23 protein-coding genes and 1 CRISPR repeat array (1 of these 24 running past the window's edge) are annotated in these 25,079 nt (G+C 30.3%); of the genes, 22 read left to right on the top strand and 1 reads right to left on the bottom strand.

Features of this window, described 5'->3' with window-relative positions; translation table 11 throughout:
* Positions 1-718: a CRISPR direct-repeat array (repeat unit 49 nt; unit sequence GTTGTAAATACTTTGATAAATATACCAAGATTTGAAATCAATTCACAAC); it reaches 359 nt to the left of the window's first position.
* A 728-nt stretch (positions 719-1,446) separates the two neighbouring features.
* Positions 1,447-3,174, top strand: coding sequence for a hypothetical protein (locus B4A23_RS05585; RefSeq protein ID WP_291117862.1), 1,728 nt, complete (start codon positions 1,447-1,449; stop codon positions 3,172-3,174).
* A gap of 1,100 nt (positions 3,175-4,274) precedes the next feature.
* On the opposite strand, the gene B4A23_RS05580 is transcribed toward B4A23_RS05585, so the two are convergent.
* A complete protein-coding gene (locus tag B4A23_RS05580) occupies positions 4,275-4,478 on the bottom strand; it encodes a YwbE family protein (RefSeq protein ID WP_291117859.1) in 204 nt (67 codons plus the stop codon).
* Between the two features lie 231 nt (positions 4,479-4,709).
* Here B4A23_RS05580 and B4A23_RS05575 point away from each other — a divergent pair, with 231 nt between their 5' ends.
* The 21 genes from B4A23_RS05575 to B4A23_RS05475 all read left to right on the top strand — a co-directional run bounded on the left by B4A23_RS05575 (position 4,710) and on the right by B4A23_RS05475 (position 24,926).
* Positions 4,710-5,162 (top strand): hypothetical protein, encoded by a 453-nt coding sequence (locus tag B4A23_RS05575; RefSeq protein ID WP_291117856.1) that lies wholly within the window; start codon positions 4,710-4,712, stop codon positions 5,160-5,162.
* A 21-nt stretch (positions 5,163-5,183) separates the two neighbouring features.
* Positions 5,184-6,884 carry a hypothetical protein gene (locus tag B4A23_RS05570; RefSeq protein WP_291117853.1) on the top strand — a complete coding sequence of 567 codons (1,701 nt, stop codon included), beginning with the start codon at positions 5,184-5,186 and terminating at the stop codon, positions 6,882-6,884.
* An 18-nt stretch (positions 6,885-6,902) separates the two neighbouring features.
* Positions 6,903-7,115, top strand: coding sequence for a hypothetical protein (locus B4A23_RS05565; protein WP_291117850.1), 213 nt, complete (start codon positions 6,903-6,905; stop codon positions 7,113-7,115).
* Between the two features lie 38 nt (positions 7,116-7,153).
* Positions 7,154-7,648: a hypothetical protein gene (locus B4A23_RS05560; protein WP_291117847.1), complete on the top strand. Its 495-nt coding sequence runs from the start codon at positions 7,154-7,156 to the stop codon at positions 7,646-7,648.
* 40 nt (positions 7,649-7,688) lie between these two features.
* On the top strand, positions 7,689-9,203 hold the full coding sequence (locus tag B4A23_RS05555; protein WP_291117843.1) for an ATP-binding protein: 1,515 nt from the start codon (positions 7,689-7,691) through the stop codon (positions 9,201-9,203).
* 241 nt (positions 9,204-9,444) lie between these two features.
* Complete coding sequence (locus B4A23_RS05550; protein ID WP_291117840.1) at positions 9,445-9,984, top strand: hypothetical protein; 540 nt, start codon at positions 9,445-9,447, stop codon at positions 9,982-9,984.
* 709 nt (positions 9,985-10,693) lie between these two features.
* The gene (locus tag B4A23_RS05545; protein ID WP_291117837.1) at positions 10,694-11,230 is read left to right on the top strand and encodes a hypothetical protein; all 537 of its coding nucleotides are present in this window, start codon (positions 10,694-10,696) and stop codon (positions 11,228-11,230) included.
* A gap of 326 nt (positions 11,231-11,556) precedes the next feature.
* Positions 11,557-11,964, top strand: a complete 408-nt coding sequence (tssD, locus tag B4A23_RS05540; protein WP_180904904.1) for a type VI secretion system tube protein TssD — start codon at positions 11,557-11,559, stop codon at positions 11,962-11,964.
* A 186-nt stretch (positions 11,965-12,150) separates the two neighbouring features.
* On the top strand, positions 12,151-14,274 hold the full coding sequence (locus B4A23_RS05535; protein WP_291117834.1) for a type VI secretion system Vgr family protein: 2,124 nt from the start codon (positions 12,151-12,153) through the stop codon (positions 14,272-14,274).
* Between the two features lie 4 nt (positions 14,275-14,278).
* Entirely contained in the window at positions 14,279-15,700 is a 1,422-nt protein-coding gene (locus B4A23_RS05530; RefSeq protein ID WP_291117831.1) for an HNH/ENDO VII family nuclease, read from the top strand.
* A 2-nt stretch (positions 15,701-15,702) separates the two neighbouring features.
* Positions 15,703-16,230, top strand: coding sequence for an ankyrin repeat domain-containing protein (locus B4A23_RS05525; protein WP_291117828.1), 528 nt, complete (start codon positions 15,703-15,705; stop codon positions 16,228-16,230).
* A gap of 56 nt (positions 16,231-16,286) precedes the next feature.
* Entirely contained in the window at positions 16,287-16,601 is a 315-nt protein-coding gene (locus B4A23_RS05520; RefSeq protein ID WP_291117826.1) for a hypothetical protein, read from the top strand.
* Between the two features lie 3 nt (positions 16,602-16,604).
* Positions 16,605-17,597 (top strand): hypothetical protein, encoded by a 993-nt coding sequence (locus B4A23_RS05515; protein WP_291117824.1) that lies wholly within the window; start codon positions 16,605-16,607, stop codon positions 17,595-17,597.
* A gap of 12 nt (positions 17,598-17,609) precedes the next feature.
* The gene (locus B4A23_RS05510) at positions 17,610-17,864 is read left to right on the top strand and encodes a hypothetical protein (protein ID WP_291117822.1); all 255 of its coding nucleotides are present in this window, start codon (positions 17,610-17,612) and stop codon (positions 17,862-17,864) included.
* 404 nt (positions 17,865-18,268) lie between these two features.
* Complete coding sequence (locus B4A23_RS05505; RefSeq protein ID WP_291117819.1) at positions 18,269-18,574, top strand: hypothetical protein; 306 nt, start codon at positions 18,269-18,271, stop codon at positions 18,572-18,574.
* An 8-nt stretch (positions 18,575-18,582) separates the two neighbouring features.
* Complete coding sequence (locus tag B4A23_RS05500; protein WP_291117816.1) at positions 18,583-19,206, top strand: hypothetical protein; 624 nt, start codon at positions 18,583-18,585, stop codon at positions 19,204-19,206.
* A 196-nt stretch (positions 19,207-19,402) separates the two neighbouring features.
* On the top strand, positions 19,403-19,930 hold the full coding sequence (locus B4A23_RS05495) for a hypothetical protein (protein ID WP_291117813.1): 528 nt from the start codon (positions 19,403-19,405) through the stop codon (positions 19,928-19,930).
* Between the two features lie 742 nt (positions 19,931-20,672).
* Entirely contained in the window at positions 20,673-22,136 is a 1,464-nt protein-coding gene (locus B4A23_RS05490) for a helix-turn-helix domain-containing protein (RefSeq protein ID WP_291117810.1), read from the top strand.
* Positions 22,137-22,298: 162 nt separating this feature from the next.
* Entirely contained in the window at positions 22,299-23,165 is an 867-nt protein-coding gene (locus B4A23_RS05485; protein ID WP_291117807.1) for a C1q-like domain-containing protein, read from the top strand.
* 10 nt (positions 23,166-23,175) lie between these two features.
* The gene (locus B4A23_RS05480; RefSeq protein ID WP_291117804.1) at positions 23,176-23,979 is read left to right on the top strand and encodes a hypothetical protein; all 804 of its coding nucleotides are present in this window, start codon (positions 23,176-23,178) and stop codon (positions 23,977-23,979) included.
* Positions 23,980-23,984: 5 nt separating this feature from the next.
* Positions 23,985-24,926 carry a hypothetical protein gene (locus B4A23_RS05475; protein ID WP_180904893.1) on the top strand — a complete coding sequence of 314 codons (942 nt, stop codon included), beginning with the start codon at positions 23,985-23,987 and terminating at the stop codon, positions 24,924-24,926.
* Positions 24,927-25,079 lie beyond the last annotated feature (153 nt).

The following is a 25,079-nucleotide window of genomic DNA, read 5'->3' as shown; positions in this document are numbered from 1 at the left end:
TCACAACTGCAGATATAATCGAAAACAGACTACAACCGTTGTAAATACTTTGATAAATATACCAAGATTTGAAATCAATTCACAACTACACTTTGTTGCGAAAAAAAGAAGATGGTGTTGTAAATACTTTGATAAATATACCAAGATTTGAAATCAATTCACAACTATCAACTCCAATATAAACAACTTCTGCCTGTTGTAAATACTTTGATAAATATACCAAGATTTGAAATCAATTCACAACATGACTCTGTTAACACACCTAATATTAATAGTTGTAAATACTTTGATAAATATACCAAGATTTGAAATCAATTCACAACCTAGTCTTATTCAAATGCGGTGTAAATTGAGTTGTAAATACTTTGATAAATATACCAAGATTTGAAATCAATTCACAACTGTAAAATCTTATTGGACTAAACTAGGTTTGTTGTAAATACTTTGATAAATATACCAAGATTTGAAATCAATTCACAACGTAATAGGATTAATCCCTGCACAACGGGCGGTTGTAAATACTTTGATAAATATACCAAGATTTGAAATCAATTCACAACATACAGATGTTATTATAGATAATGTAGTATGTTGTAAATACTTTGATAAATATACCAAGATTTGAAATCAATTCACAACGACATTACGTTTTCTGTAACCGTTAAATGAGTTGTAAATACTTTGATAAATATACCAAGATTTGAAATCAATTCACAACCCAATTTCAGAGCGTGATTGGTGTACTTCTGTTGTAAATACTTACGTAAAATTACTAAAAAAGCTCTTATCCAAGAGCTTTTTTGTTAAAGAAATGTTTTGGGTAAAAGTACTTTTTACCGAGCTTAAAACAAGGAATCGTCTTGTTTCTCCTCATGCGATACAACGTTTTACAAACGTCACTCTGACTGACGATAATAAGAAGCTGAAATGAATTCAGCTTGACAAATACTCTAACCTCTACTTTTTACATAATACTTTTTACAATATTTATAATTTGCGTTAAGGTTCCCCGTAGGGCATATGAATTCATATGAAAACAATAATAACTCATGAATAAAAAATGAATGAAATATAGTTTTGAAAAACGAGAATAATCTTTCTATCACTTTTTTGAGAGCAAAAAAGTAATCAAAAAACTCTTGTCTTTGATTTTCAACGGTCAAAATTAGTTTCAGTCATTGAATGTTTTAAATCATTTGCTACGCAAACAGTAAAACATCTTAATCATGACTTTCAACTTTTTGACACTCGTCTCCAAATCATATGATATTTTATAATACTTTTTCAAATACCTAATACTTTTTACAATATTTTTAAATTGCATTAAGGTTCCCCGTAGGGCATATGAATTCATTTGAAGAACAATTAAAAAGTTATTTTTAGAAAAATAATTCATTTTATGTTGAATCTTTTGTATTCTCTCTATTTTAGTAAGAAATTAATGATATGAATTTTAAAATACTATTTTTATTTCTTACTTCTACACTACTTTTTGGTCAAAATAATTTTATAACGCCTTACGAAAAAGGAAATAAAAATCAAACCACGACGTATGATGAAATGAATGTGTTTTATCAAAATTTAGCGAATAATTTTGAGACAATACAGTATGTAAAAAAGGGAGAAGACGATAACGGGAAGCCAATTTATGTGGTTGTTTATAATCCATTCAAAGAAAAAGATATAGAGGAATTGCGTAAAACAAAAGCAGTGCTTTTCGTAAACAATGGAATTCATCCTGGAGAACCAGACGGAATTGATGCGACGATGATGTTGATGAGAGATTTGGCAATAAAAAAAATTAAACCGCCTAAGAATTTTATTATTGCTGCGATTTCGGCCTATAATGTGAGTGGTATGTTGAATAGAGGTTCTTTTTCACGTGCAAATCAGAATGGACCTGAACAATATGGTTTTCGTGGAAATGCCAGAAATTATGATTTAAACAGAGATTTTATTAAAAATGATTCAAAAAATGCAAAAAGTTTTCAGACAATTTTTCATTGGTTGAAACCTGATGTTTTTATTGATAATCATGTAAGTAATGGGGCAGATTATCAGTACACATTTACCTATATTTCGTCTTTTAAAGCGCGTGTAGGAAATGTTTTGGGTGATTATTTTTATACGACATATCAAGCAAATAATCTAGCCGAAATGCAAAAAAATGGTTACGAAAGTACGCAATATGTGAACATACATGGCGATGTTCCTGATGTTGGCTTTGCAGCTTTCGAAGATTCTCCACGCTATTCTACAGGTTATGCAACATTGTTTAATGCACTAAGCACAATGCCCGAAACACATATGTTAAAGCCTTATGAAAACCGTGTAGACGCAACATATAAATATATGTTGGTAAATCTAGAAAATTTAGATAAAGAATATTTGACAATCAAAAAATTAAGAAAAGAAAATCTAAAACAATATCAGGTCGGAAATCAATATGGAATTCGTTGGAAAATAGATTCTACTCAATTTACAACAATGGATTTTAAAGGATTTGAAGCAGGATATAAGCGAAGTGAGGTTTCCGGAAAAGATAGATTGTACTATGATCGATCGAAACCATTTACAAAAAAAATTAAATTATTCAATTCTGCAAAACCAATTAGTTACATTACAATTCCGAAATATTATGTTCTCCCACAAGCTGAATATCGCGTTATAGAAGCTTTGAAACGAAATGATATACAGATGAAACGAATAGAAAATGATACATTGATTAATGTAGAATCATATCAAATATCAGATTTCAAAACCAATAAAAATGCTTATGAAGGACATTATAATCATTACGAAACGGTGGTTACAAAATCGATGAAATCGATGAAGTTTTTTGAAGGAGATTACATTGTGCCAACACAACAAGATGGAGTGAAATATATTCTTGAAACTTTAGAGCCAGAGGCATTAGATTCGTTTTTTAACTGGAATTTTTTTGATGGAATATTAGGTCAGAAAGAGTATTATTCGGCTTATATTTTTGAGGATACTGCTGCTGAATTATTGAGAAATAATGTGGTTTTGAAAACCGCATTTGAAGCTGAAAAAGTATTAAAACCAGAGTTTGCTAATGATGGTGAAGCACAGTTGGATTGGGTTTATAAAAATTCGCCTTATTTTGAGAAGAATACTTACAGACAATATCCAATTTACAGGATTCTTAATTAAAATCCGTCATTGCTGAAAAGTCGAGTGTCAATTCGACGTAATGAGCGTTAAAAATGATTTACTGTTCACATTTTATATGTGAATGATTTAAAGCATTTAGCGAGTAGTCGTTATTGACCGACTTGTAAGCACAGACTTGATTTTTGTAATTACATACTCTGTTAGCACAGACTTTGCATTAAGGTAAAAGTTTAAAAATGTACCTAAGCTCTACTAGAGCTTCTCCTTTTAATTTCAAATGTTTTTGCGTCAAGGTAAAAATGAACATATTAGACATTTAGAATAAAAAATGAATGAAATATAGTTTTGAAAAACGAGAATAATCTTTCTATCACTTTTTTGAGAGCAAAAAAGTAATCAAAAAACTCTTGTCTTTGATTTTCAACGGTCAAAATTAGTTTCAGTCATTGAATGTTTTAAATCATTTGCTACGCAAACAGTAAAACATCTTAATCATGACTTTCAACTTTTTGACACTCGTCTCCAAATCATATGACATTTTTATAATACTTTTCTATACTTAAATTCACTTTTAACAACTAATTAAAATCCGTCATTGCTGAAAAGTCGAGTGTCAATTCGACGTAGCGAGCGTTAAAAATGATTTACTGTTCACATTTTATATGTGAATGATTTAAAGCATTTAGCGAGTAGTCATTATTGACCGATTTGGAAGCACAGACTTGATTTTTTTTGATTCGTTTTTTTTTATCAAGAAAAAAAATGAATAATCTTAATTATACCCCTCAACTTCTTGACACTCGCCTTCAAATCATATGACATTTTATAATCCTTTTTCAAATACCTAATACTTTTTACAATATTTTTAATTTTCATCAAGGTTCCCCGTAGGGCATATGAATTCATTTGAAAACAATAATTACTCATGAATAAAAAATGAATGAATAAAGCATTTAGCGAGTAGTCGTTATTTATCGTCTAAGTCTTCGATACAACGTTTTACAAACGTTACTCTGACTGACGATAAAAAGAAGCTGAGATAAATTCAGTTTGACAAATTACATCTCACATCTATTATCTCAAATCTCACATCTCCTATTAATACGAATAAGAGCTTTTAATTTATAATGTGATGCGTTCTAAAAATCGTCTTCAATAATTTCCTGCACACGTCCAATTTGTCCATCCGTCAAACGAACTTTTATACCATGATGATGATAAGGCGAAGAAGTCAATAAATCTTTCACGATACCCTCAGTCAATTCGCCAGTTCGTTGATCCTTTTTCAATACAATATTAACCAGCATATCAGGTTTTATATTTGCTCTTGTTTTACCATCCATGTTACAAATATCTTAAAATAAATGGAAAAGATATTCATTCTGTCGTAAAGGAAATTAAAAAATACATTCATCTGAAAGGTAATAATCAAACGGTAGTTGTTTTTGATCCTCTTTCTCAATAAATATTAAAATTTAGATTTTTTGAAAGTGGTTTTTTGCTTTTACGTGAAACCGTAATTTATTGTGAGATAGTTTTTTGATATTTGATAAAATAGTATAAAACTAAAAATAATGACAAGAATAATTTTACAAAATGACAATATAAATCTTGATACCAGCAAAAAGTCAACAATTACCACAGGTTTTATTAGTGATAGAGATATTTTAAAAAAGCGATCAAAAAAATACATGGATTTGATAGCTGGACTTGATGCAAAAACCCTGACAGAAACAAAAGGAATGGAGGAGTTAATGAATTGTATACAAGAAGAGTTTGGTACAGCCGAATTAGCGAGTTTGCCCCTGGGTATAGTTTCTAAATGTTTTCTTGGACATCCTTATGAAGTACATACACTTGATTTGATTGGTAATCAAATTATTAAACATTACAAAAGTAATGAAATAATGGAGGGTGATTTTGAAAAAGCTAGAACAGTAGCTATGCATAATGCTTATGCAATGGTTGAGGTTTATACTGACAAAATGATCTTAATTCGCGAAGACGGAACAGCATCTAAATTATAAATTTAATAAACACGTATAAATATGTCACAACAGGTAATATCATATGCAGACCTATCTATTATTAATAGTGCTTTACGGTCCATTAGTAGTGATCTTTCAGGCGTACATTCCGAATTAGGAACACTTAATTTTAAACAAGATCAATTAGAAAGTGAATTAGTGAAACTTGCTGAGGCTTTTGCAGATTTTGTTGCAGCAGATATTAAACATAAAGCTTTGCAACTTGCTGAAACACGACAAGGTAACTTGAAACAAGATTTACAGATTAAATTTGGTTATTATGCAGATGTACGAAGAATGGCAACTGGAATTTTACAAGGTGTGGATACAGGTGTTGTGAGTGATGATACATTAAAATTTACAACCGAAGAGGTGATGATAAAAGCACCAGGTTACTGGTTAGCACCCGCTTTAGTAGCGTTAGCAGCTTGGGTAAGAAGTGATAGAGGTACAAATGAAAAAGCATTGAATGAGGCATTAAAAAGAGATGATTATAAAACAACACTTTTCTTTATGCTAATTATGAGGAGGCTTGCAAGAAATGAAGCGAGTATGAAATGGTTAGAACGCTATTTTATGCATCAAAATCCACATCATTTGGACAGAGAATTTATCGTTATTCTTGAGGCTGTAACAACCGGTGTATTTCCTCCTGCTGCAAGACAATTAATGATGACAAATGTAAAAAATTGGTTAGATCAGCTTACGCAAGGAGATACGTATATTAACGAACAAAAATCACAATGGGTAGCATTCTTCGAAGCTAAAGGTCCTTTACCAGAAGGTAAATATCCTTTATTAGAGAAGTTTTCAACCAATTGGGATCTTTTAGAAAATTCTTTGAAAGAAGCTAAAACACATGATATTTTAAATACTCATTTTAATGACATCGTATCTTCTTCAGCAGATTTTTCAAAAAGTGTTAAAGTTCAATTAGATGAGATTCTTTCTTTATTGGTAACAAACTTTGATGATGAAGAATTGCCATTGCAAGAAGAAGTTAGATTGAATCAACTTATCATTCAAATGCATGGAGATAAAACAGCTGCGCAAGCAATGATGAATGCTGAAAAACATATTTTCGATGAAAAGGTTGACTTTTTACAACTTCTAACAAACGCATCGTTTAATCCTGAATTGGCTGGGGCAACAAAAGTTACTCAAGCACTAGCTGTTTCGATAAGTCAACCTTGGATAATTGAAGCTCACGATACATTTACTGCACAAAGTAGAAGTAAAATTCCACAACTAGTTGAACTTAATATAGACGATTTCAAAACAACTACTAAAGATGGTAGTAATGAAAATGAACTTATAGAAGAGCAAGAAATCTTTTATAAGAATATGTTAGATGCTAAACTTCGTGAACTTTCATTTCCTTTTGCTGGTGTATTGATTGGAGCATTTATTTGTATACTAGGTTTTTGGGCTTTTAGTTTGCATCCTATAGCGGGTATAGTTGGACTTGGTATTGGAGCAGTTTTGATATGGAATGCTCTAAATAGTCATAAGAAAAAGAAAAAAAGAATAATAGAGAATATCGAAGAACGTAAGCAAAAAGCAAAAGAAGTTTTAAGAGGATGTATAGCTGAAACAGTTGATTACAGAAAAGAACATACAATGGAAGATAGAAATGCAGAAAAAGTAAGAGAGCTTTTACAATCAATTATTCCCGAAGATTTCTCGAGCATATCAAAAGAAACGGCAAGAAATATTATTTAACATTTTAAACTTAGATTGATGAATAAAATTATTTTAGGTGACAATACCAATGAAAACCCAATAACTAATCAAGAGAATAATATCGAACAAAATAAAGAAAGCAATGTGACTAATCCGAAACCAAATTTGTTTCAGGGAAGAACAGAAGCTGAAAAAGGAAATTCTAAATTTCCTGATTGGGATATAGTTCCGCCAAACCAATTTATAAATCCACGAATCAAACCGCAATAATGGTAGGGCCAACAACATATTCGGACTGGGTTAAACTATTGGATGAATTCGGAAATGGAAATGATACGGTTTTAGAAGACTTGAGTAATGGAAGTTTTACCGTAGATGCTGGAACAGTTTCACGTTTTTATTCAAGAGTAGAAGAAGCTTATAAAAAACGTAAACAATCTTGGCTTGATCAATTTCACCGTTCATTTCAATTTCAAAATTTTAAAACTATGAATGACTTTGAAATTGCTTTGAGAAATGGAAAGCAAAATTTATACCCATTAAATAAATTCGTAGGATTAAAAGGTTTTCCTGAAAATTTACAAAAAACACTAAAGAAAGATCTTGAAGACTTTGTAAATGAAATTAAACAATCTTTAAAAGATAATGTTTCAAAAAATCCTAATGGTAAAGAACAAATGTTAATTATGTTGAATGCATTTAATTTGGGTGAATTACCAGAAGAAATTAAATCTGAAAACAAAAAGAGTAAAGAGATAACAAATACATTAATACCATCAACAGGTAGAAAGATACTATTTTAATATGGCAAATAAAACAGAGTTCAAAACTTCGCTTTTACGAATGTTTCGAGCAAGAATACCTTTTATCTCAATTAGAAGTATAGAAAGAGCACGGGTTTTAGAAGTTATTCAACAATTAGCAGAAGAAATTAATATACCAATTTATGTCCATAGTTTATCTCATGGTACAATGGATATAAAATCAAAGAAGAGTGTAAATGAAGATCGTTCTGTAGCAGGAGGTTTAGATTATGCCGTACAAAATATTTCGCAAAGACAGAATTTAACTTTTGTATTTACAGAAGTTAGTGATGTAGAAGATGATAATTTAGTTTCGAGACATATCTACGATTGTATTGTACAGGCAATAGAAAGAGGAGGAAGTATTTGCTTGATTACGACTAAGAGTATTTGGCCTCAGTTGCAACGTTTGGGAATGACTATAACGCTTGATCCGCCTAATGAAGAAGAAATGCTAGAAGTGGTTAAAGAATGTGTTATTCCTTACAAAGCATCTATATCACTAGAATGGGAAGAAACAGAATATAGAATGGCTGCATCTATTTTAGCTAATATGACAAAGATTGAAGCAGAAAATGTATTGGCAACTCAAATGGCAAAAGGATCTTTGACAAAAGATGATATCAAAGAGTTGAGTAATGCAAAGGATAAGTTATTTAGTGATATATCTGGATTAGAAAAAGTGAAGCTTGATCCTTCTACTTTATCAGTAGCTGGTCTTAGTGGACTCCAAAGCTGGCTTGATAATCAAAAGCAATTATTAACAGCTGATTTAAAAGCTAGAAAGATGAGACCTCCACGTGGTGTATTATTAGTTGGTGTACCTGGTTGTGGAAAATCATTATCAGCAAAATTTATTGCTGCAAATTGGAATTTACCTTTATATCGACTTGATCTTGCAGCAATACAAGGACAATATTTAGGACAATCTGAAAATAGATTAAAAGAAGCATTGGCTTCTGCAGATAATGCGGCACCTTGTATTTTATGGATTGATGAGATAGAAAAGGGGCTTTCTGGTGCTACTGGCGCTAATGATGGAGGAACTTCAACTCGAATGGTTGGACAATTCTTATTTTGGCTTCAGGAAAGTATGGCAAAAGTATTTGTAGTTTCAACGGCAAATGACGTTTCTAAATTACCTCCCGAACTTTTACGTAGAGGACGTTTTGATGAATTATTTTTTGTTGATCTACCAGGAGAAGCTGAACGAATGGATATTATTAATTTATACATAAAACGTAATCTTTTAAATCAACCATCTGCTGAGACTCTCAATCAACTTGTTGAAATTTCAGAAGGATTTGCAGGATCAGATATTGAGGGGGCAGTAAGAGATGTAGCAATACAGGCTGTTATCCATGGGGATGAGATAGTAGATGATACACTTTTTGAAAAATGTTTTAAAAATATAGTTCCATTGAGTAAAACAGCTCCTGAAAAAATTGAATCAATTAGAAATTGGGGTAGAGAAAGAGCTGTACCTGCTTCTGGAGTTTCATGGGGAACCTCTCCATACGATAAAGGAATTGGTAAACGTTCTATTATTATTTAAGCTTATTTATTTTGATCAATTTAGAGATACACATTTTTCTATATTGAAGGAAAGAAATCAATAACCTCGTTTAAATATTTTTAAATGAGGTTTTTCGTTTTTACATGTAATCGTAATTTATTGTGAGATGTTTTTTTTTATATTTATAGGAATATTATATAAAATAAGGATGTCAATAGTATTTTCAGAAAACTTAGTTAATTGATATATTAGCGAAAATATATCGAATTATCGTCAAACTATGAAATTTATAAAAGGTTGCCTTCTTACGTTACTAATTTTTATTACTGCAATAGCCTCTCTGATTTATTTTTACAATCTTAGATTATCAAAAGAACTGATTAAAGAAAACGAAAAACCTAAAAATTCTTTACTTGCATACAAAGACAAAATGTCTGAAAGAAATAAATTAATACTTAATTCTAATGTTTCTGATAGTCTAAAAGTTTTAGCAAAAAAATCGGATTCAATCATCAAAAATTCTAATAAAATAAATGATAATTTATGGACAGAATACAAGATTAATCAGAAACTTTATGATGATAAAAAGTTCAAAAAACTAAATGAAGAATTGCAAGAAAAATATAATCAATATAACTCAGATGCACAGGAATTTAATTTTCGCTGGCTTTTATTTCCTTTAAATATTGTTTTATCTAACAATAACCTTAGAAGTTATGATAATATGTATACAATTGATTATGGAATAGATAATTCCGAAAATATGATAAAACGTAAAAAAGTTGACCATTGGATTGAAACTGGAGAAGTAATAAACTAGAAACCTTTTACTGACAAGTGGAACTACTGTACAAGTATAAAAAAACGTTAGCTGTATTTATAAAATTAAAATCACTGAACCTTAAAAATGTTATTTTCAATTAAGAAAATTCTATCAATATTATTGATCATATTTTTTATCTCTTTCTTTATAGAATCTCCGTTCAGAAAAGGAGGAATTTCTCTAAAATCACAATTATTATTAATAGGTCTAACTTTTGGATTATCGCTAATCTACTCAATTCAAAGACAAAATAAAGAATTTAGTCAAATTCAAAAGTTCGTTAAATTCCTATCAGTTGTTTTATCTACCGGAATTGGTCTAGCTATAAGTACGATCATAAGTCATGATTATTTAGAGAAATTGTATGGTTTGGATTTTCAACTATATTTAAATGAAACAATTTCAACTATTTCATTTTTAACCATATCATTTTTGATATCAGCACTACAAATAGAAATATTAAATAAGATACTTAAAAGTTATAACTACAATTAACTGCGCAATTCTAATTTTAGGCACAATCTCTTTAGAATTAATTTTATAGTTTTTTCTTTTACGTGAAACCGTAATTTATTGTGAGATGGTTATAGTATGTTTGAGGATAATTGTAAGAAGTAATGATATGTTTTTAGGTAACTTAACTATATTTTACTTCGTAAAAATGATAGTAGTTGTATTCTAAAAAAAAACACTCTAAAATTATATTATGTACATTTTCTCTGAATATTTTTCTGAGTTTATAAAGTCTTATAAACCTAAAACTGAATTACCATATTTTCTAGAAATATTAAAATCTATTCAAATTAATTTTGATTATAACTCTTTTAATAAAATTGTTAATCATAACGGAATTGATAAGATAACTGATATTAAAACCGAATCTTTAGACTTCCTAATTTCCTATGCAGATTTTATATTAGAAGATAATGTGATTTCAAATACTGAAATACAAGATTTTACTTTTCTAAAAAGAATTTTTAAGATTAAAGAAGGAGATTTTAAAAAATATAAAAACTTAGAAATGAATGAAATTCTGAAAAAAGAATTTATTAGGATTTATTCAGACAATTTTGTCAATCAAAAAGAAGAACTTTTAAACCTTAATCTTCAATCTCTTTTTAATTTAAGCTACGACGAATTTGAAGAAATAAAAGAAGACGAAATTATAAAATCGTTAATCCAAGGAGCTAATCCTAAAGATCTTGATATTGCGAAATTACCAAAAGGATTTACGCTTATTTAGATACAATTCACAACACTTTTATAATGTTAGTTATAAAAGAAATATATTTCACGCCAAAAAATTCTAAACTTCTTCAAAAAATATTTTTTACAAGAAGTTAAACGTTAATGATTTGGCTTGATTTAATTAAATATACTAAAAATATTATTAGAATAAATATTCATTTTAAAAATATTTTCCTGAATTAATGCGCTACTATGTTATGCATATGTCGTAAAACTACTACATATTCGATTGTAAACGGTTAAAAACGATTAATTAAAATATCTGTTTCTAATTTAGTCCTAGATAAAAATTAAAATAAATCAATCTTAAAATTTACAACTATGGCTAACAATTCAAGAGGAGTCTTAAAATTCAACGGTGGTGAGGACCAAAAAATCATCAAATTAGATTATCAAGTATCAAGAACAACTGATGTTTCGGGGCGTGTAGCTTCTGATCCATCTAACGCTTTAATCAAAGTAACAGTAGAAGCAACTGAAAGTTCTACGATTTTGGAAAGTTTATTAAACGGTAAATATAAACCAACTGTTGGTGATATTACGTTTAATAAAGCACACGAAGAAGGTGTTTTAATTAACTTAAAATGGGAAAACGGTTATGTTATTCAACACGAATTAAATTTTGATGCATTAAACGACAACAATATGTTAATTTCATTTGTAGTGAGTGCTGAAAAAATTGATTACGGAACAGCTTCTTACGACGGTGTTTGGCCTTCTGCTCGATAATTTATTTCAATCGAAAATCGCATAAGTTTACTAACCAACCAACTTATGAAATCTTGAAACTCTTGGTGCGATGCGAAGGCTGCATCAGGAGTTTTTTGTTTGTAAATGAGATGTTTTAACAAAAAATTAATGCATTCTCATTCCTTAATTGTATAATTTTAAGCTAAATACCTAAACTCTATTACTATGTTTCAAGATGATAAACTTCCAAAAAATAAACCATCTGTTGATCCATCTAAACTAAAAGATGATGCAATAAATGCTTTGGACAACAAAATAACGTCGCAAGTTGATGCTAAAATTGCAAAAGTAACGGATGGAAAATTGAATCAATCGTTTGTAAAAACACAAGATTATTCGAAAATGTTCATGAATCAACCGATAGTTCCAAATGCAAAAACGTATGTGGACAAGGATTTATGGGGAAATCAACCTACTTCAAAAATTTACAATGCGAAAACAATTCCTGAACATGATATACTGGGAATTAACCGTGTTGTGAAGCTTAGTTTGGTGATTGAAGGTGAAATAATCAATTTTTTCAAACATTTCAAATTAGTTCAAAGTGCAAAAAAACACCATGAGTTTTCGCTAGAATTAGCGCATGATGTATTGGGTGATGCAGAGAATTACCGCTTGGAGAATGCACAGAAATTTTTAGGAAAAAGGTTAACTGCAATTTTTAGATACAGCGGAGTTGAGGATAGTCCAGAACGTGTTTTTGTTGGTGTCATTACCGAAGTTGGTTTTGTACAAGAACAAGGGAGTTTAGGAAATATTCTGTTAACAGGTTATAGCCCAACAATTTTATTGGACGCTGCTCCTCACACTCAAAGTTTTGGTGGAACAGATTCAATCAGTCTAAATAGTATTGCAGATCAAGTGATCAAACAAGGGATAAGCAAAAGTAAATTTGATTACCGTATTGCAGCAAAATATGGTACTATTACTTATTCAACGCAATATGAAGAGACCCATTATAATTATTTGGCGAGAATGGCAGAAGCTTATGGTGAACAGTTTTTTTATGATGGAGAGGTTTTACATTTTGGAGAACTTCCGCCTCAACAAAAACCAATTACTTTAACATACGGAAGTAGCGTAAATGATATAAAAGTGAATATGCGTGCCCAACATATTAATCCTTCATTTTATGGCTATAACAGTAGTAAAAATGAAAAATTAACCACAGGAACTTCACAAATTAGACATACTTCTGATATTGCAAAAAGAGCTTACTCTATTTCAGAACAAACGTTTAAAACACCATCATTACGTGTTGCACCAATCAAAGCAGCGACTTTCTTAGATATTAGTGCTTCTCAAAAAGGGACAGCTGGTAGTAAGGCAGTTGATGTTTTTGTGACGTCTGGTACCACAACGATTCCATTTTTATATCCTGGCTGTATTGCAGATATCGAAATGCGTCAAACAGATACAAATAAAACCTCTTATTTTACCAAATTAATGATAACCGAAACAACACACGAAGTTGATGCACGTGGTTATTACAACGGAACTTTTGAGGCGATTGCTGCGGATACAGGATTTTTACCACGTCCTGAATTTAAGATGCCGAGAGCCGAAATTCAAGTAGCAAAAGTAACTTCGAATACTGATCCTAAAAATCAAGGACGTGTACAGGTGCAATTTGATTGGCAAAATGGCTATGATAAATCTGAATTCATTCGTGTGATGACACCTGATGCTGGAGGAAGTGATAAAGTAAAAACAAACCGTGGTTTTATGGCTATTCCAGAAGTTGGTGATCAAGTAATGGTTGCTTTTCAACATCATCATCCTGATCGTCCTTTCGTAATGGGTGGTATGTTCCATGGGAAAGTTGGCGGCGGTGGTGGTCAAGGAAATAATGTAAAAAGTTTGAGTAGCCGAAGCGGAAATAAGCTTGAATTAAACGACGGTGTGGGTTCTGTTTACCTTACAGATAAAGGTGGTGCAAACATGAAGTTTGATGGTGCGGGCAATGCAACAACTAACGCAAATACTAATCATACAGTGAATGCAGGGAGTCAACACTCAACTAATGTTGGAAAAGGAGCTTCTGCATTAACCATGGATTCAGGAGGGGTCATTGATTTAAGTGGAAAGTCTCAAATTACTATTAAAACTGGAGCCAGCTCAATTACCATGAAATCCGATGGAACCATTATAATCAGTGGTAAAATTATTGGTATAGGAGGTTCAGATGGTGTCGGAATAAATGGAGGACAAGCAATAGAAATAAATTCTCCTAAAAATCACATAGGTGGAGAAACCAAAATTGACGGAGGAGATTGTTTTATAAACTAAAATTATGGGACACAAAATAATTACCGAAGAAGATTTTTGGATATGTTCAGAAGGTGCAATGCCTACACCGTTCCAAGGAACTCGTACTAGTAATAAAACCATAGATGGTAAAGTTTATATTACTGTAGAAGATACAAAAACAGTAAGTTGGATTGACTTTGGATGCAAAAAATATATGCTCTTGATGGCTATTGTTGCTGCTTTGATTGTAGTTGTAGCAGTTGCTGTTGGCGTTCTTACTGTTGCAACTGGAGGAATTGGACTAGTTTTGTTAGGGGCTATTGCAGGTGTTGCTGGAGGAGTAATAGGTGCTGCTATTGGAAGTATGCTTTGTGGTCATAAAATGGGACCTGCTAGAAAATGGTTAGATAGTAAATCTGATTTTATTTCTACAGGTACTAAAACTATTACGGGTGAACATCAAATGGAATGCAAAGCAGGAGGAATAGTAAAATATGCACCTAATATAAAGAGTTGGTTAGGAGCAATTGGTTATGCTAGTTTAAGTTACGGAAGCGAATTGGTAAAGTGTGCTTTTGCGGGAGCAGCTGTTGGTACAGCTGGTTCTATTTTAGGCGTGGGAAGTGTTGCTACAGCAGGAACAGGAGGAACAATTGGCACAGGTATTAGTATATCTAGAGCAAGCATGCAACTGGCATGGCCGACTTTGCGAAGTGTAGGTAGTAATATTTTAACAAGTTTTGGTATAGGAGGTGGATGGACAGGAGCTGGTATAGCTTTAGGTTCTAGAGGAATATTTGGAGCGGAATCTGCAGCACAAACATATGCGACGGATGCAGTAGATGAAAATGGTAACCCTATTAGCGTGACAGATAGTTTTGCAAAAGGAGCTTTACCAGAATATGAATTAGCTAGTAGATTGCATGAAAAAGGTTTGAGTGGATTACAATGGTCTGATGCGATGTTTTTATTATATTTCTTAAATTTAAAAACAGACCCTCCAGCTACTTATAGAGATAAAAATGGTAAATTACGAAATACAAAAAATAATCCTAGAGGGCAAAAACCAGGAAGTATTGCTAAAGACCCGAGGAAAACGAAGAGTGGTGGGAAAGGAAAGGCGTATGAAGATGGTAGACCATCTTATAAAAATGAAGCTAAATTGAATGAAGAAATATTTAATAATGCAAAAGATTTTGAAGGTAGAGTGTATGATCCAGTACCAAACGGAGAAGAAATAAAATGGAAACCTGGAGAACCTTTAAAAGGAACATGGGATAAGTCACATTTACCAGGATATGAATACAAACATCTGATAAAAGCACTTAGAGAAGGTAGAATTACAAATGAACAATTTATTGAACACTACAATAATCCAAAGTATTATAGACCAGAAACACCAAGTACAAATAGATCCCATCAACTGGAAAGTCCAGAATCTTTATATGAATTTGATAACCCATAATTATGAATGACGATATTTTTAAATTGAGTATAAAAGGAGATACTGAAAATTTAGTTAAACTTTTGAATAATAGTTCAAATAAGGACGGTCTTATTAATGCAAAATCCGGAGATATTGAATATACTCCCTTAATATTTGCCGTTTTGCAAGAAAGAATTGAAACAGTTAGACTTTTACTCGAGTTTGGAGCAGACCCTAATTTACAGGATGCATATGGTAAAACAGCATTACATCTATTACCTGAAAAGCAACCAATTGAATGGACAAGTATAAATAATAAAATCAAAATCGCTCAATTATTAATACAAAATGGAGCAGACATTAATAAATTAGATTATGAAGGAGCTACTCCTCTATTTTATGCAACGTTCTATATTAAAAAAGAAGAGGACTTAAAGTTGTTAGAATTTTATTTGCAAAATGGAGCAAACCCAAACAAGAAATCTGACAAAGGTGAAAGTAGTTTAGAATTTGCAAAAAGAATCAATTCCCAAATCAGGATAGATTTATTAGAAAAATATAATAAATAAACAGAAATTTTTTAATCAATACTTTTTCAAAACCATTCATTGATATTTTAAAAAAAATGAAAACAAGAAATATAACATACGATTCTGTTGAATATAGTGGAGAATCAAATCTAAATTTAGAGGATGCCAAAGATTTGTTTGAAAAAATGAATTGGGATGATAGCTTTTATACACTACTTTTTGGAGATTCTTTTTTACAATTTTTAACAGTTAATCCCGACGAAATTACAGTTGAAATAATGCTGAATGAAGATGATTTATTAGTTGCTACTAAGATAGTTTCAATAGAGGAAGGTTTAGAATTAATTGAATACTATTTCGAAAATGATAAAATAGGTGATATTTCAACTTTTGAACAAATAAATTTATAAATAATGTCAATAGATAAAAAAATTCTCATAAAACAAATATTTAATGAACAGTATACTTTAGTTGTGGAGATGGAAGCAAGATTGATTGATAGTTATATGACTTCTTGTACAAAACTACGTTATGATTTCACGATTATCAATTTTGATGAGAATAGCATAGAATGTAGATTAGTATTATTAGACATCTATTTAGAGAAATCAAATAATGACTTAATTAGAGAAGTGGCTCAACTTACAGCAGCATTTAATCGTATGTTTAATGAGTTGCATTTAAAACTTTCGCAAAAAGGAGATGTTATAGAAGTTATAAATATAGATTTAATAGTTTCTAAATGGGAAGAAACAAAATTAGAAATGAAAAGCGTTGTAGCTAATAATGAAGAATTAAAGAAGTTAATTGCAATAAATGACGCTCTATTTACTAATAAAGAAAAACTTAGAACTGCTATACAAGGAAATGAGTTTTTTAGTGTTTACTTTGGGCATATTTATAATGTTGATCTACCTAATAGAAAAAAAGTTTTTGGTACTAATATATTTAATACTGCAAATATGGAATGGGATGTAGAATCAGAGTCTAATATCAAACTTCCTTCTGAAAATTTAGAAACTTTAGTAATTCTTACAAAAGCAAAACCTGAAATACCATTAAGTTTAGGAACTTTTAATGCAGCTTATAATCAATTTAAAGATAAAATCAATATAGATCCTGTCAAAATAAAAATATTTCAAGAAGAAGAGCGTAGTATTGATTATAGAACTGGAAGATTGAAGAAAGCATCTGTAAAAAAAGTAGAGGATGTTGTTTCTGAAAAGTTATATAATAAGTTTACATATACAATGACAAGTGATTCTGAAAAGAAAAAAAATAATCTTGAAAAACTTGAGCCAGCTCACAAAAGTGAAATTTACACGGATGAAAATGGAAAGGAATATACTCATGAAGAGTGGATAGAACACAAAAAAAAATTCTGGGGAACAGGTTCAATTGAATAAATTAAGAGTACTATGAAAAAAAATATTCAAATAAAGAAAACTGTTTTAGAAACTTCAAAATGGAAAAAATCTTTAAAAATTTTCAATAATGAAATAATATTGGGATTATCTACTCAGCAGAGTTGTACATCTTTTTTTATACAAAGAAGTTTTACAAAAGGTGATTATGTTTTTTTGAAAAGTCATATTTTTCAAAAAATAAAATATCAAGATAAATATAGGTTTGCTCATCATTCTCGAGAACAAATACTAAAAAAAAATGTTTGATAGAGAATAAAATAACTACAGAAAAAAAATGGATTTGTACCAATGAACTGTTCCAGAACTTATAGGCTATTGGTGCATTAGCTATTTTAACAGTTGCAACAGGAGGTACAATCTTATTTGTATTAGCAGCAGCTACTTCTGCATATTCTGCAGTAAGAGAAATAGTACATGATTGCGATGCTACTTTAACTTCAAAATGGATAGGGTTTCATGGTTCAGTTAAGTTTAATAGTGCAAGAGAAATAGAAGGGAGAATTACAGGTGAAATTCAGCCAAAAGAAGCAGGAGTTCTAGGAACTGTTTGGGGCGCATTACCAGATGGAGAAGGAACCTTTAACGCAGGAAGAGATGCTGCAATAGGTGTAATGACTGAAGCTTCTTACAGTCCTGAAATGATTACCGCCATGACTAATAATGCTACTATTATAAAAGCTTATCCTGCAATTGTAAGGGGTTCTTTAGGAACACAGTTTCCTATGGCTTCCTTAAGATTAAATTCTAGTTTATATTTCGCGGCAGCCAAACAAACCTTTAATCCAAATGTACTTAAATCATTAGGAACAGGTTTTGCTTGGGGTATGGCAGGTGCTGTGGTTGATGGAGCTTCTGACCAATATGAAAATAGTATTTATGATGATACTTTGAAATTCTTCATTAAACTTATAGAAGATAATTCAAAATCTAAAGGGATTAATGTAATTGCAAAATAACATTTAGAATGAGAATGATTGGTTATTTTTTAGGCGCAACTTTTGGAGCGACTCTCGTATTTTTCCTGATAAGTTTTATATTCCTAAGACCACGAAATGTTGAAGAAAATCTAATTGAAGATTTTATAAAAAACTCACAACCTGTAAATATAAAAACAGTTCCTTATGTTGGTGGAATTTTATCTAACGATGATGAAAGACTGGGAACAAATATAATTAGTAAAACAACATATTTTAGTAATCGAAACATGTCTTATATCAGGGGTGAGGCATATTTGTATTTTAGTAAAGAATTAAATAAATATGTTCAAACTATGGTAATTAGTGAAGGTGGTTATGTAAATCGAGAAATTTTAAAATTTGGTGATTCAGAGAAAGATAAAAATGTTTATCCAGATATCATTTTTTACTATAATAAAATACAAAATGAAGACCCTAGTTATGGTACGATAGACAAGCCTTTGCCTATTTTACACTTCAGAAGTGCTAATCCTGCTCTTCGATCAATGCGGAAAGAAAATAAAGATGCTGATGAAGCTTACCTAAAAAAAGTTTACGAAGAAAACGTAAAACTATATCTTCAATATTTTATAGAAAAAGAAGATTTCAAAAAACTTTTCCCAAAAGAATAAATGAAAACAATTGGATATTGTTTTTAAGGATCTAGTATTGTTGTTTTACAAACATCTTATTTATATAAAACTCTTAAAAATAACCTACAATATTTAGCGTATCATTTAAAGCTATAATAATAAATGAACCCAAAGAAATTAGAATATCTATGAAAATTTTATTTTTTAATAGTCGTTTAGAAAAGCAGAATTATAAATGAATGTTCAAAAACAAAGTATAGGAAAAGCATATTATCATCAGCAAATGATTAAAATGACGTATGCTTATCTACCAATATTTTCACTTATTGTTTTAGTGTGTTCTGCTTTTGAAAAGTTAAGATTCTTTTTATATCTGACAGTGGTAGGAGCAACTTATGGATATATACTCAATCAAATGAAGAAAAAACATGTCATGATTGAGTTTAAAGAAAATGATATCATGGTGGATAAGACTTCTTACAATTTTAAAGATATAGAAAGCTATCATCTCTCTTTTCCTTTAAACGAGTTATTAATGTTAAGAATAAGAACAATAGATAAAAAAGATCTAGCTATTTATGTTGATAAAGATTTAAAACAAACTATTGAAATGTTTTTTAATAAACATTTTATAATATCCCATAAAACTAATCATGATAATTATCTACAATACGGACATTTAATATTTTCTCTTTTATGTATTTTTTTATGTGGAATGATGTATGCTCTTTATAATCTTATTTATTATAAAATATTAAATTAATCTTTATGAGTAAAGTTTATATACCTAAAAATACTTGAGTTGTTTGCACCATGCAACAAAACTCTACTCTTAAAAAAATTCCTATATAAATCTTATTGGACAATCGGTAGGAAAGATTATTGACTTAGAATAGATATTCAACCGCCAATTGGCGGTTTTTTTATTTAAAATTTAAAGGTTAATTGCTAAAAATAATACGAATGAAAAAAACTATTTTAGAATTAAAATGAAATATCTTTAATATTATATATTTAATTAAGATTTATCGTTATATGACTTCTTGTACAAAACTACGTTATGATTTCACGATTATCAATTATAATGAGAATAGCATAGAACGTAGTAAAATTAAGCTCTAGACAAACAAGTTAAGTAGGAGTGACGAATGACGAGCCTAATTGGTTAATGGAGGTTGTATGCCTTAAAATTATTTTTTTATGTATCGGTTGTGTATCTTTGCTATATTGATTCTGTATCAGTTGTATATCCATTTCGTATGATTTGTTCGATGCTCGTGTATCGATGCATGGATTACCTTTTAGTCAAAAAAATACCTATTCAACTAAAAGAATAGATTTATTACATAAAAGTTTACTGAAAAAGTGATTCAAAATTTGTTTTCATTAAAAATAAATTAGAGTTACTTTGAATATCGAAAACGAAGGTTCCTTTGGCATATTTTATGAAATACTAAAGTTATCTTTCTACTATTACATATTTATAAAAAACCTAAAGCTTATATATGAAAAAGACTCTTTACTTTTTTATGGTATTATTCTGTTCTGTAATTTCTGCTCAAAAATCTGAATATATTTATGAAAAACTGCGAACAGAATTAACTACTTCTCCTAATGAATTCTTTAAAAATATTGAAAAAGAAAAATTAAATGCATTAGCCTCGCAAGATTTAAAATTGGTAACAAAGCTAGATTATTTGAAAGGTTTTGGTTATTATTTGAATAATAATGCCGATTCATGTGTCTTCTACGCGAATGAAGCTATAAATAGAGCAGAGCATATTTCTTATATAGAAGGAGAAGCAATGGGATTGCGACTTATGGGGACTCAGTATGCGAAAATGGGATTGTTAAGTGAGTCTGATTCTGCTTTAGATAAAGGGTTGGTATTAATAAAACATCTAGATAATGAGGAAGCAAATGATTTAAGAGGAAGTCTGTTTGCTTCAAAACTTGTTTTAATGGATGATACTGTAAATCTAGAAGAAAAACTAAATGTTGCTAAAAAATCTATCGATTCTTATGAACGTTTAAAGTCATTAAAGAGGAAAAAAGAAGTTTTGCCATCTGCTTATACAAATGTAAGTTATATGTATACAAAATTGGAAAAGTACGATTCTGCATATAATTACTCAAAAAAAGCTATATCTATAGTAGATCCTTCTGATAAGTATATGAATGCAGCAATATATCATGATTTAGGTTTGATTTTTTTGAGAAAACATGAGTATAGTAAAGCGATAAATTACTTAGAAAAAGCATTGGATTATTGTAAATCAACAGACTTTTTAAGTAAGAAACAAGAAATTCTAAAAAGATTGGTTGAAGCTTATACTGGGGTAGGAGATTATAAAAAGGCAAATGAAGTAAACGAAGAGTTTATGGAATTGACTCATGAAATAGATAAGTCAGCAAAAACTGCTGTAAGTTCAGTTGTTCAACAAAAAAATTCTAAAATAAATAGTTTGACGAAGTATGAAAAACTGTTTTATATTGGTTTAATCTCTTTTCTACTTATAACTGTTTCAACAATATTTTGGTTTTATACTAAAAGAAGCACTAAAATCTCAGGTGATAATTCTATTGATTTAACTGAAAAAGAAGATTCGTTTTCGATTAATGATTCAACAAAAAATAAAATTATTGAAGAATTGAAGAAATTCGAAACAGAAGAAGGCTTTATCGATCAACATATTACTTTATATCATTTGTCTAATAAAATAGGATGTAATACAAAATATCTTTCTCGTACAATTAAAGAAGAATATGGAAAGAGTTTCTCAAACTATATTAATGAACTTAGAATTGAATATTTACTCGAAAAGTTGAAAAATGAAGAATCTTTTCTAAATTATAAAATAAGTCACTTATCTAAGTTAGCTGGTTTTTCATCTGATCCTACTTTTATAAAAGCATTTCAAAAGAAAACAGGAATGAACCCTTCCGAATATTTAAAACTGAATAAATAATTAGAGTGTTTATTTATAGTTGTTTAGGTTTTTAAAAATAAGAATATTTAATTTAAATATTGAAAGAATTCTGAATTTTTAAAATATGTGAAATGACAAAACCATTATATTAATTAACCATATGATAGTTTTGTAGGATCAATTTAAAAACCAAATCAACCAATGATCAAAGACCTTAAAAAAAGATTACTTCTTTTATTTTTTTTTGGTAGTACTTTCAGTTTATTCGCTCAGATAGGAATTAATACAAAAGATGTAAAAGGGGCATTTCATGTGGATGGAAAGATAGACAATTTTAGTACACCTACTAATGAACAAGCCGATAATGACTTTGTAGTAACAACGAATGGAAATGTAGGAGTAGGGACGATAACACCTGTTACAAAACTTGATCTAAGATCAACTTCTAACTCTAATAATGCTTTGGGTATTGGTTTTACATCTAGAACAGCAGAGTCAGTAGGAGCAGGAGTTATTCGTTATGTTAACACTTCTGGAGGAAAGTTACAAATTTCTGATGGTATTCAATGGATGGATATTTATTCTGTTCCAAAGAAATCGTTTGTAGTAGCGAGGATTAGGACTGCAGATAAAGCAATTAAGTTTACTTATGATACTGCAACTATAATCGCTGGTTGGGAGATTACGAATGATATTTCTAATAATTTTAATGCTACAACTGGTGAGTTTGTTGCTCCTAGAGATGGCGTTTATACTTTTAGTTTTGCTTATGATTTTGTTCAAGAAGGGAATGCATTCTTGGCAAATAGTTCGGTTGAGAGTCAGTTTGTGAAAAATACTAATGTAATTGAAGTAAAATGTTTAAAAACATATGGTAAATCAACAAGAGGAGCTCAAGCTGGAGGAAGCTGCGTAAGTAGTATGAAATTAAAACAAAATGATAAGGTAGTTGTAAAATTGCTACAAAAGATTGACAATTCTACGAGTGGAGGGAGAGGTCTTCGCTCGGATGCTGTAGTAAATAAGCCCAATTTTGGATTCAATAATTTGACAATTGTAGAGCAGTAAAATATAGCATATGAAAAATATTTATTTAATTCTTAGCTTTCTGATTACAACAGCTCTTTTCGCGCAAGTGGGAGTGGGAACAACTAATCCTCAACAAGTTTTACATATAGACGCTTCAATGAATAATGATAGTTCTACTCAAAATATTTACGAAGATGATGTCGTTGTGACAGCAGAAGGTAAATTAGGTGTTGGAACTATAAATCCTATAACAAAAGTTGATTTAAGAAGTAAGACGTTAACAGATAATGTAATAGCTGTAGGTTCTACTACACAAACGGCTACTCAAGCTAAAGAAGGTGCTTTGCAATACAATGGTAATTTAAAACTTTCTGATGGTACAAATTGGATAAATCTTCCTGGTAAATCATTAAATGCTTTGGTATACGCTAATAATTCTTCTAATCAATCTTTAGCAAATAATACACAAGTTTTAATAAAAAGTTGGACAAAACAAGAAGATGTAACCAATAGTTTGGATGCTGTAACTGGAATTTTTACAGCTCCTAAAGACGGAGTTTATGTAGTAAGTTTTAATGCAGCTTTGTCATCTGCTGCTATTCCTAATAATAGTTATATCGAAATACATTTAAAATCTAATGCAAGTCAAGGTGTTCCTGAATATAGATGTTTAAACTCTTATCCAGGATTCTCAACTGGGAATGCAACGAATATCAGTTCTATAAACTGTACAGGTATTTTTTATCTGAAAAAAAATGAGACATTATCACCTAACATTTTCCATACTTTTGGTGGTAGTCGAAACTTAATTAATGATGCGAGTTATAATACCTTAACAATTTACGGCTTATGAAAAATATGATTATATTTTTAACATCCTCTTTTTTCGTTCTTTCTATAAATACGAATGCACAAATAGGAGTAGGGGTAGAACAACCAAAAGGAATTTTGCATATTGATCCTTTAAAAAATACAGTTAACACAATTTCAAGTGCAACAGATGATTTTTTAGTAGAAAATATAACAGGAAATATAGCGATAGGAAATAACCTGCCTAAGGTTAAATTGGATGTTAGAGGAGCTACAGAAAGTGCTATAGGGTTAGGAAATACAAGTCAAACAGCAATAGAAGCAGAAGAAGGAGCGATTCGATACAATACGGAATCTAAAAAAATACAATATTCTAATGGAATAGAATGGAATGATGTAATTATTAATCCAATTGAGAAGTCAGTATTTATCGCGACTAAAAATTCGCAAGAAGTGGTGTGTTATGAGCAGGGAGGTGTAAGTCCAGGAACCTATAACGGTATGCCACATCGTACTCCTTGTTATTTAACATCATGGACTCAGAAGTATAATAATTCCAATGGTGGAGGAACTTTTAATCCTGCTACTGGAGAGTTTACAGCAAAAAGAGATGGAGTTTTTACAGCAACTTTTACATTTGCTTTAGAGTCAGGAAGAATAAGGGCTTTGAATGGTTCTAGTGCTGCTATTGACAACAACCAAATTGAAGCTATTTGGAGATTAAAGGACTCTAATAATGTGGAAATAAATGCAGTTAAATGTGCTAATAATTTCCCTAGTGATAGTAGAAATAATACAAATGATGCGGGGAGTGCACCTGCTGCATCTAATTGCACAGCGAGTTTTTATATGCTAACAGGACAAAAAATTAGACCTGAAGCTTGGATCGATTTAGATCCTGGTCAACAAAAGTTATTCAATTCTACAGCATCGGGAAGTGGAGCTACCTTAAATTCATATTATAATAATATGACTATTATAGAGAACTAAGTATTATAAAACTTAGCCATTAAAACTTTGAATAGAATAATATAAATTATTTAAAAACGTAAAAGAATATCAAGTCTCCTGTTGAAGTAACTCTTGACTTGCTAAAAGCTTGAACACTGGTTCAAGCTTTTTTGTTTTCAAACTAAACGAATA

The sequence above is a fragment of the Empedobacter sp. UBA7248 genome (assembly GCF_002472945.1).
GTDB lineage: Bacteria > Bacteroidota > Bacteroidia > Flavobacteriales > Weeksellaceae > Empedobacter > Empedobacter falsenii_C.
This window is presented reverse-complemented; position numbering and strand designations above follow the sequence as displayed.

Bases quoted from the DNA above. Each gene is read 5' to 3' on its own strand.
- B4A23_RS05585 (WP_291117862.1), top strand. From the start codon at position 1,447: ATGAATTTTAAAATACTATTTTTATTTCTTACTTCTACACTACTTTTT.
- B4A23_RS05580 (WP_291117859.1), bottom strand. From the start codon at position 4,478: ATGGATGGTAAAACAAGAGCAAATATAAAACCTGATATGCTGGTTAAT.
- B4A23_RS05575 (WP_291117856.1), top strand. From the start codon at position 4,710: ATGACAAGAATAATTTTACAAAATGACAATATAAATCTTGATACCAGC.
- B4A23_RS05570 (WP_291117853.1), top strand. From the start codon at position 5,184: ATGTCACAACAGGTAATATCATATGCAGACCTATCTATTATTAATAGT.
- B4A23_RS05565 (WP_291117850.1), top strand. From the start codon at position 6,903: ATGAATAAAATTATTTTAGGTGACAATACCAATGAAAACCCAATAACT.
- B4A23_RS05555 (WP_291117843.1), top strand. From the start codon at position 7,689: ATGTTTCGAGCAAGAATACCTTTTATCTCAATTAGAAGTATAGAAAGA.
- B4A23_RS05550 (WP_291117840.1), top strand. From the start codon at position 9,445: ATGAAATTTATAAAAGGTTGCCTTCTTACGTTACTAATTTTTATTACT.
- B4A23_RS05545 (WP_291117837.1), top strand. From the start codon at position 10,694: ATGTACATTTTCTCTGAATATTTTTCTGAGTTTATAAAGTCTTATAAA.
- tssD (WP_180904904.1), top strand. From the start codon at position 11,557: ATGGCTAACAATTCAAGAGGAGTCTTAAAATTCAACGGTGGTGAGGAC.
- B4A23_RS05535 (WP_291117834.1), top strand. From the start codon at position 12,151: ATGTTTCAAGATGATAAACTTCCAAAAAATAAACCATCTGTTGATCCA.
- B4A23_RS05530 (WP_291117831.1), top strand. From the start codon at position 14,279: ATGGGACACAAAATAATTACCGAAGAAGATTTTTGGATATGTTCAGAA.
- B4A23_RS05525 (WP_291117828.1), top strand. From the start codon at position 15,703: ATGAATGACGATATTTTTAAATTGAGTATAAAAGGAGATACTGAAAAT.
- B4A23_RS05520 (WP_291117826.1), top strand. From the start codon at position 16,287: ATGAAAACAAGAAATATAACATACGATTCTGTTGAATATAGTGGAGAA.
- B4A23_RS05515 (WP_291117824.1), top strand. From the start codon at position 16,605: ATGTCAATAGATAAAAAAATTCTCATAAAACAAATATTTAATGAACAG.
- B4A23_RS05510 (WP_291117822.1), top strand. From the start codon at position 17,610: ATGAAAAAAAATATTCAAATAAAGAAAACTGTTTTAGAAACTTCAAAA.
- B4A23_RS05505 (WP_291117819.1), top strand. From the start codon at position 18,269: ATGACTAATAATGCTACTATTATAAAAGCTTATCCTGCAATTGTAAGG.
- B4A23_RS05500 (WP_291117816.1), top strand. From the start codon at position 18,583: ATGAGAATGATTGGTTATTTTTTAGGCGCAACTTTTGGAGCGACTCTC.
- B4A23_RS05495 (WP_291117813.1), top strand. From the start codon at position 19,403: ATGAATGTTCAAAAACAAAGTATAGGAAAAGCATATTATCATCAGCAA.
- B4A23_RS05490 (WP_291117810.1), top strand. From the start codon at position 20,673: ATGAAAAAGACTCTTTACTTTTTTATGGTATTATTCTGTTCTGTAATT.
- B4A23_RS05485 (WP_291117807.1), top strand. From the start codon at position 22,299: ATGATCAAAGACCTTAAAAAAAGATTACTTCTTTTATTTTTTTTTGGT.
- B4A23_RS05480 (WP_291117804.1), top strand. From the start codon at position 23,176: ATGAAAAATATTTATTTAATTCTTAGCTTTCTGATTACAACAGCTCTT.
- B4A23_RS05475 (WP_180904893.1), top strand. From the start codon at position 23,985: ATGATTATATTTTTAACATCCTCTTTTTTCGTTCTTTCTATAAATACG.